Below are 13,481 nucleotides of genomic sequence, written 5' to 3' on the forward strand. Positions count from 1 at the left end.
GCCGTGGTTAAAAACGCAGAATGCGTCCGGTATTGGCCTTCAAAAAGCCCACATTGGATTTAAGGGGGTCGCCCGCGCCGTTCTGGCCTTCCAGGCGCAGGGAGTCCAGAAATTCCAGGCCGCGGGCCTTGGCCTCCTCCAAGTCCTTGCCCCAGATGATCGCCAGGGCCAGGTTGGGGTCGAATTCCGTGGGGATCTCGTAGGGCTCGTTGCGGGGCACATGAGTCAGCATGGCCAGCCAGGGCTGGTCCTTCCACTGGAAGTGCTCGATGCGGCCCACCCAGGGCGTGAAATTGTTGTCCGGGTCCTCGGCGATGAGACGGTACTCGATGCCCACGCCCTCGGAGGCGATTTCCGCCTGGGTGTAGCCCAGGGGCTGGCCCAGGCCGATGCGGATCTGCTCGGCGATGAGATCCACGCCCTCTTTGCCGCGAACACGCGAAATGCGGGCCGAGACGCCGTTTTCCACCTGGATGCGGGTGTTGACCTCCATAAGGAAGGGGTCGCCCTTGCGGGTGACGATCCATTCCCAGGTGCCCACGTTGTCATAGCCCACCTTGCGGGCCATGGTCAGGGAATAGTCCACAATGTCCGTAAGCACGCGGCCCGCATTAAAGGTATACTCCAGTTCGTCCGGCGCGAAGCCCGGCGCGACCTCAATGCGTTTCTGCAGGCCCGTTGACTGGATGGAGCAGTTGCGCGTGCCGAAGTGCACGGGGTTCGTGCCCGAGCGGTCCGAAACGATCTGCACTTCCAGGTGGTTGAAATCCGTGATGCGCTGCTCAATGAGCACGCCTTCGTCCTTGAACTGGCGCAGGGCGTAATTGCGGATGCGCCGGTAGACCGAGCGGAACTGGTCCGGGTCGTAGACTTCCTCAATGCCCATGCCGCCGCCGCCCGCCGAGGCCTTGACCAGCACCAGCGGGCGCTGGATGCCCTGCTGTTCCTGGAATTCAAAGACCGACTTGGCGATGCGCTCGGCCTCCATCTCGTCGTAAATGGGGCGGTCCGAACCAGGCACCGTGGGCACGCCCAGACTGCGGGCCAGGCGCTTGGTATTGATCTTGTCGCCCAGCTCGCGGATGATTTTCCAGGAGGGGCCGATGAAGGTCAGTTTGCGGTCGCGCTTGGTGACCCGGCGGGCGAAACGGAAATCCTCGGCGAAAAAGCCGTAGCCCGGATGCACGGCGGTGCAGCCCGCCTCGTCGGCAACGGCCATCAGTTCGTTGGCGTCGTGATAGGAGGACACGCGGAACAGGCTCTTTTCCCCGCCTTCCTCGCGGGCCAGGCGGACATGGCCCGAGGCCGCGTCCTCGGCGGTGTACACGGCCGTGAAGGCCACGCCCAGCTTGCGGCAGGCCCGCATGATGCGTATGGCGATCTCGCCCCGGTTGGCCACCAGAATTTTATGCTCGGTCAACGGAATTTCCGTGGGAGCGCCTTTGGCGGCGCTGCCGGCGGCGGCCTTTTTTTTGCTGCTGTCCTGAGCTTTGTTCAAACCTCTCTCCCCAGGGAACAGTGCTCTTCCCTATTATGGCATGCCCGCGCCGCGCGCCCGCCCTTGTGGGCCGGATGCGCGCGGGCTATAGTGGCCGGGCGATGTCTTTCACCCGAAAATCTACCAGAAGTCGAGAGATAATCTTATGCAAAATCCACAAGAAGTCCAGCTTGCCGTCGAGGCGTTGCGCGCCGCCCTGCCCGATTCCGCCTTCGGGGCGGAAGCCCCTCTGGGTCTGATCCTGGGCACCGGCCTTTCGGGCCTGGCAGCCGCCCTGGCTGGCGACGCGGGCGGGGCCGGTCCCTGCGTGGCGCCCTTCGCGCAACTGCCCGGTTTTCCGCTGCCCGGCGTGGATTCGCACCACGGGGCCTTTGTCCTGGGCCGCCTGGGCGGGCGGCCGGTACTGGCCCAGCAGGGCCGCTGCCATCTGTATGAGGGCAGAAGCCCGGCTGAGGTCTGCATGGGTGTGCGGGTCATGGCCGGGCTGGGCGTGAAAACCCTGATCATCACCAATGCCGCCGGAGCGCTCAACCCGCTCTTTGAGGCCGGGGACCTGATGTGCATGGCCGACCAGATCAACCATACCGGCGTTTCGCCGATCATGGGGCCCAATTGCGCGTCCTGGGGCGAGCGCTTTCCGGACATGAGCGTGGTTTTTGACCCTGAACTGCGGGCCCTGGCCCAAGAAACGGCGGAGCATCTGGGCATCCGCCTGGAGCGGGGCGTCTACATCGGAGTGCATGGGCCGGAAATGGAAACTCCGGCGGAAACCCGCATGTACCGCCAGTGGGGGGCCGACGCCGTGGGCATGAGCACCGTGCTGGAAGTGATCGCGGCGCGGCATCTGGGCATGCGCGTGTTGGGCTTTTCCTGCCTGTCCAACAAGAATTTGCCGGACTGCATGGCGCCCGCGCCCCTGGAGGAAATCATCGCCGTGGCCGGGCGCGCCGGGGCCAAACTGGACCGCCTGCTCAGGGCCTTGGTGACAAAACTTTGAAAAATGCGTACAAAGCCTCTCCTTCAGGCTGATGACAAGCCCCGCTCCGCAGTGTTTGCGCCGCCGTCGGCGGCCTCTCTCCAGAGCGTTTGCACTGTTTTTTACGGCGGCCTTCCGGTTCGTCGCCGCCGTATCCTTTTCTAATCCAAGGCTTTTCCCATGCAGCAGAATGATTCTCTCCGCAATGTTGCCATTATCGCCCACGTTGACCACGGCAAGACCACCCTGGTGGACGCCCTTTTCAAGCAGAGCGGCGTATTCCGCGCCGACCAGCGCGTGGACGACCGCGTCATGGACAAAATGGATCTGGAGCGCGAACGCGGCATCACCATTGCCGCCAAGAACTGCGCCGTGCGCTGGAAGGGCGTGAAGATCAACATCATCGACACGCCGGGCCACGCGGATTTCGGCGGCGAGGTGGAGCGTTCCCTGTCCATGGCCAGCGGAGCCATTCTGCTGGTGGACTCTTCCGAAGGCCCCTTGCCGCAGACTCGCTTCGTGCTGCGCAAAACCCTGGAAGCCGGTCTGCCCGTGGTGGTCGTCGTCAACAAGATCGACCGCAAGGACGCCCGGCCGCAGGAAGTGCTCAATGAAATCTACGATCTGTTCATCGACCTGGGGGCCAGCGAGGAACAGCTGGAATTCCCCGTGCTCTACGCCATCGGCCGTTCGGGCGTGGCCATGAACAATATCGACGACCCGCAGGAAGATCTTTCCCCGCTGTTCGAAGCCATTCTGACCAAAATTCCCGGCCCGGCCTACGATCCGGAGCAGCCCTTCCAGATGCTGGTGGCTGACCTGGATTACTCGGACTATCTGGGGCGGCTGGCCGTGGGCCGGATCATGCACGGCAAGGTTTTTGCCAAGGAATCCCTGGCCTGCATCGGCGAGGGCGGCGAAGCCCGGCCCCTGCGCGCCACCCGCCTTCAGGTCTACGACGGCCTTCAGCTCTCCGAGGTGGAGGAGGCACAGCCCGGCGACATCGTGGTGCTGGCGGGCATTGAGGACGTGACCATCGGCGACACCATCTGCACCCGCGAGAGCCCGCGCGCCCTGCCGCGCATCCGCGTGGACGAGCCCACCGTGGCCATGCGCTTCGGCATCAACACCTCGCCCCTGGCCGGGCGCGAAGGCAAACTTGTGCAGAGCCGGGCCATCCAGGACCGTCTGGTCAAGGAAAGCCTGCGCAACGTAGCCATCCGGGTGGAAGAGACGTCGGACCGTGATGCCTTTCTGGTCAAGGGCCGGGGCGAATTCCAGATGGCTATTCTCATTGAGACCATGCGCCGCGAGGGTTTCGAGCTTTCCGTGGGGCGGCCGGAGGTGATCCTGAAAAAGGACGCCAACGGCAAGACCCTGGAGCCCATTGAGCATCTCTATGTGGACTGCGATGAAATCTTCATGGGCGTGGTCACGGACAAGCTGGCCCAGCGCAAGGGCCGTATGCTCAATTGCACCAACAACGGCACGGGCCGGGTGCGCCTGGAATTTTCCGTGCCCTCACGCGGGCTCATCGGATACCGCGACGAATTTCTCACGGACACCAAGGGCACGGGCATCATGAATTCCTATCTGGAAGGGTACGAGGAGTGGCGCGGCGACTTCCCCACGCGTTTTTCCGGTTCCATCGTGGCGGACCGCCCCGGTTCGGCCGTGGCTTACGCCCTGTTCAATCTGGAACCGCGCGGCACGCTCTTTGTGGAGCCCGGCGACCCGGTCTACGAGGGCATGATCGTGGGCGAGCACAACCGTGACAACGACATCGACGTCAACGCCACCAAGGAAAAGAAGCTCACCAACTTGCGCGCAGCGGGCAAGGATGAAAACGTCATTCTCACCCCGGTGAAGAAAATGACTCTGGAGCATGCCCTGCACTTCGTGCGTGAGGACGAACTGGTGGAAGTGACGCCCCTGTCCCTCCGCCTGCGCAAGGTCGAGCTTTCGTCCCTGAAACGCTACCAGATAGCGGGCAAGGCCGCCAAGAGCAAGTCCTGAGCCGTGTTGTCGCAGGCAAGGGAAAACGGGCGGCGCGTGGGCGGCGCAACCGGCCCGCCCCGGCGAGCCTCTGGCGCGGGCCTTCAGCGAACTGTTTCAGGACCCCGAACGTAATACGCGCCTGGAAGCCTGTTTTCTCTCCGTGGGGCTGCCCGAGCGGCCGGAGCATGTGCGCATTCTGCGCCATAACCTGGCTAATGCGGGCCCGGTGGAGCGGATTGTCACGCTCTACGCCCTGGCGGCCATGACCCGCGCTCCCGGGGATGTGGACGCTTTTCTGGATGCCCTTCCCGAACAACCCCAACTCTTTCTGGATGTGGGGAGCGCGGAATGGGATCTTGCTTTGAATCTGGGCACGGGCATGGCGGATTTTCTACTGCTCCTGGTGCACGAACCGCGCACGCGGGACAGAGCCCTGCCGCATCTGGCCCGGATCATCTGCAACAACGGTCCTGCGGAGACGCTGACTGTGGAGGCGCGGGCCCCGCTGGTCAAGCCTTATCTTGAGGCGCACGGGGACGCCCTGGTGCTCAAGGAAGGCTATCGCAGTGATTATGAACGGGGCAAAACCTGCGAGGCCAAAATCGAGACCCTCATGTTAAGCGGTGACCTGGATTCCCGCATAGCGGCATTGCTGATATACAGGTACAGGTATTATCCTGAAATGGTGCGCAGGCTGGAAGAGGATTTTCAGCAAGGAAATATCAAACCGGATATGGGGCAGACCGCGGTGCTGCGACTGATCGTGGATGGTGAGGTTGTCCCGCGTGTTTTTCCCACGGATCAGGCATCTGTGGAAGCCGTTCTGCAGACGGAAAAACGTCTGTATAAAACAGCGTTTCACAGCCTTGCCTATTCTTTTATGAGTCGCAGCGACCCGCGCGACGCGGAAGTGCCCGCGGCTTTGCTGCGCTATGGCGACGGCTGGCTTGAGACTGTCGAGCGGCACTATCTTCAGAACCGTGTGAAGGGGGAATGATCGGTTGTGCTCCTGCAGCCGCTTTTGGAGATGCCTGGGAAGAGCCTTTTACAGTTCCAGGCGTTCTACTCGGGCCCGCGCGGTCAGGGTTTCCGCATCCAGTGTGCTCATGGCGTCCAGCAGGAAGATCCGGTAAGAGCCGGTGCCCCCGTCCACGGCCCGCAGTTTTTCATAGGCCAGCTCGCCGCAGACGCCCATGGCGGCCATGGCGCAGACGCAGGCCCGCAGGGGAGTTTGCGGATTCGCGCCCAGATATGCGCCGGTCACGGCAGCGGACATGCAGCCCGTGCCCGTGATGCGCGCCATCATGGCATGGCCGTTGCGCACGGCCCAGGCCTCCCGGCTGTCCGCCACAATATCGATGGGCCCGCTGACCATGATCACCGCGCCGGTCAGCGCGGCCACTTTCCGGGCGCGCCGGGCGTTTTCCGCCAGGTTGTCCTCGGTGACCAGGCTCTCCGGACCGGCGTCCACGCCCCTGGCGTCGGCCATGCCTCCGGCCAGGAAGCTGATTTCCGAATTGTTACCCTTGATGGCGGCGCAGCGGATCTCACGCAGCAGGCGCAGGGCCGTGTCGTTGCGGAAATCGGACGCGCCCGCGCCCACGGGATCAAAAACCACGGGCCTGCCCAGAAGGTTGGCCGTCTGACCGGCGTGGAGCATGGCCTGCACCGTGCGTTCGTTGAGCGTGCCCATGTTCAGCACCAGGGCCGAGCAGAGGCCCGTGATCTGCCCGGCCTCGCGGGCGTCGTCAGCCATGATCGGCGAAGCGCCCGCCGCCAGGGTGATGTTGGCGCAGTCATTGACCGTGACGTAATTTGTGATGAAATGCACAAGCGGGCTTGTTTGCCTTACGGCGCGCAGGGTTTCCGCAACGGCTTCCAGTGGCGGATTTTCCCGACCGCTTGCGGATTCAAGGAGGTTTTGCCTCGGTCCGCCTTCCACGAAGGGATTGCGCGCCTCCGGCACTTCCTGATGGATGACGATGGGGTCGGAAATCAGGCCGAAGGCGGCATCTTCCGGATAGGTGACCGCCTGTGAGGGATTGTCTCCGGCGTAGGCAAGGACGTCCTCCCGGCTTTCCCAGAATGTGCAGAGAAAGAAATGGGCGTAAGCGCCCTGGTCCACAACTGAAACAAAGGCCCCCCGGTTGCCGGGCAGGGCCAGGGCGTCTCTGACGCCGGTTTGTTCCAGATACTTTCGGAAAGCCGTCTTTGTTTCCAGCGGCGTCAAGCCGTGCCAGGTTCTGGCGATCATTCTTCCCGCGCTCCTTTGCCCACGCCCGCGTCATGGGAAAGCCCCCGTCCCGCGAGCCGGAAACGGGGGCTTTGTCTGTTGTGCAACGTACCTTGTTAAGGTTTGATGTACGCAAAACCTTCGCGTTGCAGGCGCACCACTTCCACCAGACCGGCGGGCACCACCGAGCAGCCCGGCCAGAGGCGGGCATGGTCGATCTTGTTGTCCGCCAGGGCATTGGCGCAGAGCATGACGCGCACGCCCTGGGCCAGAAGCGGCGCGGCCAGTTCGCGCAGATCCGCGTGTTCGTCCGTGAACAGGGTTACGGCGGGGCCGTTGGCAACCACGGCCAGTTGAAATTTTTCGCCGGGCAGGCCCTTGATGTAGTTGGCCGCGTTTTTCAGCACCAGGCGCAGCATGGCGGGGTCGTTGCTGTCTATATGCAGGCAGAGATCATAATTCATAAGTATTCTCCAGAGAGTTTCACGGATCCGCGATATGGCGGAAACGGCATTTACGCTAGCAAAGCGGCGCGGCTTTGCCAAGCGGGCGGGCGCTGCGGCGTTTTTTTCGCCCTCGTGTGAAACCCGGCTTGCGCGCGCTGACGCTCAAGCGTATATGGAATATACTATGCGTTGCGCATTCGTTACTCTTTTATGTTTTTTCCACGCCGTCGGCGGACGGCTTTTTTTTATCGACGCCCGGCCTCGCCCACGGGCCGGGCAGTCGGCGCGTGTTCTGATGCTGGCCGCCCTGCTGGTTCTGCCGGGCCTGCTCAACGGTTGCGGCCTGCTGGCCAGGAACGGCGATGCCGGGCCCGAGGTGGCGGACTCCGGACAGGGCGCCGAGCCGGACCCGGCCTGGCAGGGCAAGCCCATTCCCTATGCCCTGCGCATTGAGGTGCGCGACGGGCCGTCCTCCCTGGAGGGCAAGATGAAGGCCGCCAGCCAGCTCGCCCAGCTCGCCAAGGAGCCGCCGGACAGCATGCTGGCCCTGGAACGCCGTGCCCGCGCCGATACGGAAACCGCGCTCAAGCTGCTCCATTCCCAATCCTATTATGACGGCAAGGCTTCTTTCAGCATGGACGAGGCCGCCTCCCCCGTGAAGGTGACGCTGCTGCTGGAACCGGGCCCGCGCTACACGCTGGGCCGGGCCGACGTGCGCTACGAGCCCGCGCCCGTGGTGCCGGAATCCTTTAAGAACCGCAGCCGCGAAACGGGCTTCTGGGGCCTGGAGCGGGAGGCGGTGCCCCCGCCGTCCTTTCCGGCAAGCCTGCCCGGCGTGAACGTGGGGCAGCCGGTGACCGCCGACGCCATGCTGGCCGCCGTGGACGCCCTGCCGGAACGCTTCCGCCGCGAGGGCTATCCCCTGGCCAAGGTGGCCGACGCCCGCTATACCCTGAACCGCGAGGCCCGCACGCTCAATGCCGATATCCTGGTCCGGACCGGACCGCCCGCGCTCATGGGGGCCGTCCGCGTGCACGGCGCGCAGGATGTCAACGCCGAATATCTGCAACGGCTGACGCCCTGGACGCCGGGCGACGAGCCCTGGGACAGCGAATTGCTGGACGATTACGCCAATACCCTGCGCGGCCTGGGTCTGTTCCGCTCCGTGGAGGCGGCCCCGGCCTCGGCGGATCTGGAAAAAAGCGGCGAGGGCGGCGGCGTGGCCGTGCTGCCCGCGGACATTACCGTGGCCGAAGCGCCCTTCCGTTCCATCAGCGGCAGCGCCCGCTATGACACGGATACGGGTCTGGGCCTGGAAGGCGTCTGGGAGCACCGCAATCTTTTCCACAACGGGGAAAAACTTACGGTCACCGCGCCTCTGGCCACGGAAATCCAGGGCATCAAGGCGGCTTTTGAAAAACCCGCCTTTCTGGTGCGCGAGCAGCGCCTGCTGGCCTCGGCCTCGGCCCTGCGCGAAGATACCAGCGCCTACCGCAAAATGGCGGGCAACGCCTCGGCGGGCCTGGACCGGAAGCTGGCCCGCCAGTGGTGGGGCGGCGTCGGCGTGTTCATGGAAAGCGGTTCCCTCAAGGATAATGAGAACAGCGAGCACCCTTACGGCGTATTCAGCCCCCGCGTGAGCCTGCGGCGCGACAGCCGCAACAATGTGCTCAATCCCAGCAGTGGCTCGGAAATGGAGATCAAGCTCACGCCCTTCGGCGGCTTTTATCAGGAGTCGTTCAGCGCCATGGCCGGAAGCCTGGCGGCCAGCGTCTATTACGCGCCCATGCGCGACAAGACGGGCCGTCCCGACGACCGCCTGGTGCTGGCGGGCCGGGTGGAAGGCGGGGCCATGGCCGGTTCGCCGCTGCACAGCATCCCGTCAAGCATGCGCTATTACGCGGGCGGCGCGGGTTCGGTGCGCGGCTATGCCTATCAGGCCCTGGGGCCGCGCGACAGCAAGGACGACCCCCTGGGCGGGCGCTCCTACCAGATCGTCAATCTGGAGGCGCGCTTCAAAGTGACTGAAAACATCGGCCTGGTGCCTTTTCTGGACGGCGGCATGGTCTATACGGACGAGTTCCCGCGCATCATCGGCGACATGGATTGGGGCGTGGGCCTGGGCCTGCGCTATTACACGCCCATCGGGCCGGTACGCCTGGACGTGGCCACGCCCCTGCGGCGCATTGACGGTGATCCGCCGGTGCAGGTCTATATCAGCATAGGGCAGTCCTTCTGATGGCGCGGATAAAGGAAGAGCGGCCGGCGAACCCGGCGACGCAATCTTCGGCCGCCGTGCAGGATGGGCACAGCGGACGCCCCAGGCATCCCAAAAGGAGGACGCGCTGGCTGCGCCGCGCGCTGGCCGTTCTGCTGGTGCTGCTGTTGGCGGCGCTGGGGGGGCTGGCCTGGGTGCTGCGCAGTGAAAGCGGCCAGGCCTGGCTGACAGAAACCGTCAATGCCGCTCTGGAAAGCTCCCTGCGGGAAAGCGGCCTGCAGGTGCGCCTGACCCACCTCTCCGGCCCGCTGCCCTTTGCCTGCTCCTTCGGCCTGGAAGCCGCCGACGCCCAAGGCGTCTGGCTTACGGCTCCGGAAAACAGCTTTGCCTGGGACTGGCATGCCCTGCCCGGCACTGTGCGTATTGCGTCCATCCACAGCGCCAATCCGGCAATGCGTCGTCTGCCCGATCTGCCCCCCGCCCCGGAACCGCCCGCCCCAGGGCAGCCCCTGACCGTGGAGGGCCTGCGCGTGATGCTCGGCGACGCGGCGCGCGCTTTGAATGACCTGCCCGGTTGGCTGCCCGCGGTGCGTCTGGACGCGCTGAGCGTGGAAAACGCCCTGCTGCCGTCGGAATTGCTGGGCGGCGCGGCGATGCCGCCAACGCCGGACCCGGCAAAAGCACAGACGCCGGAGCGGAAAACTGCTGACGCGCCTGCTCCGGCTCCCGCAGTGCAAGCCTTGAGGGCCGATCTGGACGCCGGGCTCACGGCCGGAAAAGAGGGCGCGAAGCTGCACGTCCGGGCGCGCCTGAGCGGCGCGGAGGATGCGCCAGTTGCCGTGTCCGTGCTCAGTTGCGCGGCGGCGGAAGTCAGCCTGGAAGCCCAGGCCGGACCATCGGCCAGGGCGAATAGGGGGACGGACAAAGGGCCGGGCAACGCAGCGGAACCGGGGCCGGGCCTGGCCGTGGACAGCCGCCTGGAAGCGGTCTTGCGGCGGCCTGTGCTCCATGTGGACGCTCTGCCGCCGGACCTGTTGGGTTCCGAAGCCCGCTTGAACCTGGCCCTTGCAGGCGGGACGACCGCAAGGGAATCCGGCCCGGCGTCCTCGGCGCGGCTGGCCCTGGCCGACCTGAATCTGACGGCGGGCCGTGTGACGGCCACAGGGCAGGGGCAGTGGCACAGCGGCCGGGAAGGCTGGCCGGACGGCCCTCTGGACCTGAGTCTGAACGTCAATCTGCAAAGTCCGGCGACGGACACGGCCGCCGTTCCGGCAAAAACCGCAGAGAGCACGGAAGAGGCCGGGGATGTGCTGGCCATGCTGCGCGCGCCGCTCTCCCTCACGCTGGCCGCCAAGGGCGCGTTGCGGCGGCCGGACGTGGACCTGCGTCTGGCCTGCGCGGATATTCAGAGCAACGGCCATGCCCTCAAGGATACGACGCTGGCGCTCACGGGCGCGCCCCTGGCCTGGGGCGACGCGCTCGGCCTGGACGGCGCCCGTGGGGAGGCCCGGCTGGTGCTGGACCTGCGCGCCGAGCTGGATCAGCGTCCTCTCAGCCTCACGACGGAACTTTTTTACGGGCCGGACCTGAGGAGCGGCCCGGAAAACGCGACGGGCGTCGCGCCGGAGGCGGCTGTGGCCGGTCTGCGCAAGCTGCGCCTGGGCGCGGCGGGCCTGGAAGGCACGGGCGACGTGACCGCCGTGCTCACGCCGGGCAAAGCGCCCGTTCTGGACGGCGCGATCCGGCTGCGCGTGGCTGACTGGCAGGCTCTGTCCGCCTTTGTGCCGGGGCAGCGTCTGGACGGCGAAGCCGGGCTGGATCTGGAATTACGCGCGGAAGCGCCGCAAAACGGTTCCGGGCCCGGCGCGCAGCAGGTCCTGCTGCGCTGGAAGATTCCCCGTTTCAATCTCAGCTCCGCGCAAGGCGGGGATGCGGCGCTGCATGTGCGCGGCCTGGACGGCGAGGCCCGGCTCACGGATCTTTTCGGCCGGGCGGCGCTGGCGGCGCGTCTGGATCTGGAAGGGGTGAGCCGGGGCGATCTGCGCCTGGGCGCGCGGGCGCGGGCCTCGGGGCCCTTGCAGGGGCCCCTGGACCTCAATCTGGAAAGCTCGGGCGGCGTGACAAGTCGGCTCAACATCCAGTGGCGGCCCGGCCTGGTGGCATTGCAAACCCTGGAAGTGCGCCTGAACGCGGCGCTGGCCGAGGGCAACAGCGGCAAGGGAAGCAAAGGGCGGGCTCTGGGACTGCGCGCCACGCGCGGCGCGGAGATCCGCTACGGCGACGCCGGGCTGGCGGTTTCCGGCCTGGATCTGGCCCTGTCGCCCTCGGGCCGCTTGCAGGCCCAGGGCGCGCTGGCGCCGGAGAAACTTGATTTGCGGATCGTTCTGGACGGCTTGGCCCTGGAACCCTGGCGCGCGCTGGTGCCCGCTCTGCCTTTGGGCACGGCCGAGGCCCGCGTGCGGCTCAGCGGCAGCCCGGCCCGGCCCGGCGGGGATTTCCGGCTGGGCGTACGCCGTCTGCGCGTGCCGGGCAGTCCCGTGGCCCCGCTGGATCTGGCCCTGGTGGGCGGCATTGAGCGCGGCGCCTCAGGCAGTGCGCTGGCTGCGCGGCTGGAGCTGGACCCCCAGGCCGTCAAGGCCCTGGGCGGCAGCGAGGCCCGCCTCAACCTGCGCCTGCCGTTGCTTTTCGGTCCGGACGGCCTGCCCAAACCCGCTCCCCGGGGGCAGTTGGCCGGGCAGGTACGCTGGGAGGGGGCCGTGGGTCCCGTCTGGAGCTTGTTGCCCCTGGCGGACCGCCGTCTCAACGGCCGGATATCCCTGAATCTCGATCTGGGGGGCACGTTGGCCGCGCCGCGCGTGACCGGCGGCCTGCGCGTGGACAAGGCCCGTTATGAGGACCTGGTGCTGGGCGTGCTGCTCACGGACATCAATCTGCGCCTGGACCTGAACGGGAAAGAGGCCGGAAAGAAGAATGCGGCAGGCGGCACAGGCCCGCTGGCCGGAAGCATGCATCTGGAACTCAGCGCGGCCGACGGCCTGGGCGGCAGCCTGCGCCTGACGGGCGGCGGCGGGCTGGACGGCCGCAATCTGGATCTGCGGGCTGTGCTGGACCATTTGCGTCCTCTGCGCCGCCGGGATCTGCGCATCAATCTTTCCGGCCAGGCCCAGGTTACGGGCAGCGCCACGGCTCCGGACGTGCGCGGTGAAATCATCATCAACCAAGGCGCGTTGCTGCTCAACAACCTGGCCGTGGGCGGCAGCATCACCACCTTGCCCATTCAGGAAGCCGCTACCGTGACGGACGCCGCCCCGGCGGCACCCGCGGCGGCCGCCGAAGGACAGGGCTCCCTGAACCTGCGCATCCGCGCTCCGGGCCGCTTCATCGTTGAGGGACATGGCCTGACCAGCGAGTGGCAGGCCAATCTGCTGGTCAGCGGCAGCCCGGCCGCGCCCTTGATTACCGGGGAACTGCGCGCCGTGAAGGGCAATTTCGATTTCCTGACCAAGAATTTCGCGCTCACGCGCGGGGTCATCACCTTTGGCGGCGGTTCCTTGAGCAATCCCCTGCTGGATATTGTGATGACCAATGAAACGCCGGACCTCACGGCTCACATCACCATCAGCGGCACGGTGAGCAAGATGAAGCTCAGCCTGAGCAGCGAGCCCAGCCTGCCCAAGGATGAAATCCTCTCCCGGATTCTTTTTGGCCGCAGCGCCAATGAGCTGAGCCGCCTGGAGGCCCTGCAGCTGGCAGGGGCCGTGGCCCAGCTGGCCGGTTTCGGCTCGGGCGGGGGAGGCATGCTCGACTTCACGCGCAAGGCCTTGGGCGTGGACGTGCTGCGCCTCGGCACCACGTCCACCGGGGCCGCCGGAGAACCCGGTGACCAGACCGCGGGGGGCACCACCCTGGAAATGGGCAAGTACATCGGCGACCTGATCTACGTGGGCGTGGAGCAGGGCATGAAGCCGGACAGCACGGCCTTTATCATCCAGCTGGAACTGACCCCGCGCATCAATCTGGAACTCCGCACCGAACAGCAGGATACCTGGGGCGGCGTGCGCTGGAAGTACAATTACTGATCCGTCCGTCGCCGCCTGTGTCGTATAATGGAA

Annotated in this window: 8 protein-coding genes; 5 read left to right on the forward strand and 3 right to left on the reverse strand. The window is 65.9% G+C overall.

Annotated elements, in window-relative coordinates; all coding sequences use genetic code 11:
* Positions 1-7 precede the first annotated feature (7 nt).
* The gene (locus HMPREF0326_RS05405; protein WP_035061541.1) at positions 8-1,426 is read right to left on the reverse strand and encodes a biotin carboxylase N-terminal domain-containing protein; all 1,419 of its coding nucleotides are present in this window, start codon (positions 1,424-1,426) and stop codon (positions 8-10) included.
* Between the two features lie 217 nt (positions 1,427-1,643).
* Between HMPREF0326_RS05405 and HMPREF0326_RS05410 the strand changes: the two genes are divergently transcribed.
* The 3 genes from HMPREF0326_RS05410 to HMPREF0326_RS05420 all read left to right on the forward strand — a co-directional run bounded on the left by HMPREF0326_RS05410 (position 1,644) and on the right by HMPREF0326_RS05420 (position 5,469).
* Positions 1,644-2,495, forward strand: a complete 852-nt coding sequence (locus HMPREF0326_RS05410) for a purine-nucleoside phosphorylase (RefSeq protein ID WP_008683490.1) — start codon at positions 1,644-1,646, stop codon at positions 2,493-2,495.
* 159 nt (positions 2,496-2,654) lie between these two features.
* Positions 2,655-4,490, forward strand: coding sequence for a translational GTPase TypA (gene typA, locus HMPREF0326_RS05415; protein WP_008683491.1), 1,836 nt, complete (start codon positions 2,655-2,657; stop codon positions 4,488-4,490).
* Between the two features lie 169 nt (positions 4,491-4,659).
* Positions 4,660-5,469 (forward strand): serine/threonine protein kinase, encoded by an 810-nt coding sequence (locus HMPREF0326_RS05420; RefSeq protein ID WP_232224909.1) that lies wholly within the window; start codon positions 4,660-4,662, stop codon positions 5,467-5,469.
* 48 nt (positions 5,470-5,517) lie between these two features.
* Here the strand turns inward: HMPREF0326_RS05420 and thiM are convergent, their stop codons facing one another.
* Positions 5,518-6,726, reverse strand: coding sequence for a hydroxyethylthiazole kinase (thiM, locus tag HMPREF0326_RS05425; protein WP_020990284.1), 1,209 nt, complete (start codon positions 6,724-6,726; stop codon positions 5,518-5,520).
* Positions 6,727-6,821: 95 nt separating this feature from the next.
* Positions 6,822-7,169, reverse strand: coding sequence for a DsrE family protein (locus HMPREF0326_RS05430; protein ID WP_008683495.1), 348 nt, complete (start codon positions 7,167-7,169; stop codon positions 6,822-6,824).
* 166 nt (positions 7,170-7,335) lie between these two features.
* Between HMPREF0326_RS05430 and HMPREF0326_RS05435 the strand changes: the two genes are divergently transcribed.
* Both HMPREF0326_RS05435 and HMPREF0326_RS17480 read left to right on the forward strand, forming a co-directional pair.
* Entirely contained in the window at positions 7,336-9,390 is a 2,055-nt protein-coding gene (locus tag HMPREF0326_RS05435) for an autotransporter assembly complex protein TamA (RefSeq protein ID WP_035073166.1), read from the forward strand.
* Positions 9,390-13,448 carry a translocation/assembly module TamB domain-containing protein gene (locus HMPREF0326_RS17480; protein WP_020990286.1) on the forward strand — a complete coding sequence of 1,353 codons (4,059 nt, stop codon included), beginning with the start codon at positions 9,390-9,392 and terminating at the stop codon, positions 13,446-13,448. The genes HMPREF0326_RS05435 and HMPREF0326_RS17480 overlap by 1 nt, the downstream gene beginning before the upstream one ends.
* Positions 13,449-13,481: the final 33 nt, after the last annotated feature.

The sequence above is a fragment of the Desulfovibrio sp. 3_1_syn3 genome (assembly GCF_000145315.2).
GTDB classification, from domain to species: domain Bacteria; phylum Desulfobacterota; class Desulfovibrionia; order Desulfovibrionales; family Desulfovibrionaceae; genus Desulfovibrio; species Desulfovibrio fairfieldensis.

Bases quoted from the DNA above. Each gene is read 5' to 3' on its own strand.
- HMPREF0326_RS05410 (WP_008683490.1), top strand. From the start codon at position 1,644: ATGCAAAATCCACAAGAAGTCCAGCTTGCCGTCGAGGCGTTGCGCGCC.
- HMPREF0326_RS05430 (WP_008683495.1), bottom strand. From the start codon at position 7,169: ATGAATTATGATCTCTGCCTGCATATAGACAGCAACGACCCCGCCATG.
- HMPREF0326_RS05435 (WP_035073166.1), top strand. From the start codon at position 7,336: ATGCGTTGCGCATTCGTTACTCTTTTATGTTTTTTCCACGCCGTCGGC.
- thiM (WP_020990284.1), bottom strand. From the start codon at position 6,726: ATGATCGCCAGAACCTGGCACGGCTTGACGCCGCTGGAAACAAAGACG.
- typA (WP_008683491.1), top strand. From the start codon at position 2,655: ATGCAGCAGAATGATTCTCTCCGCAATGTTGCCATTATCGCCCACGTT.
- HMPREF0326_RS17480 (WP_020990286.1), top strand. From the start codon at position 9,390: ATGGCGCGGATAAAGGAAGAGCGGCCGGCGAACCCGGCGACGCAATCT.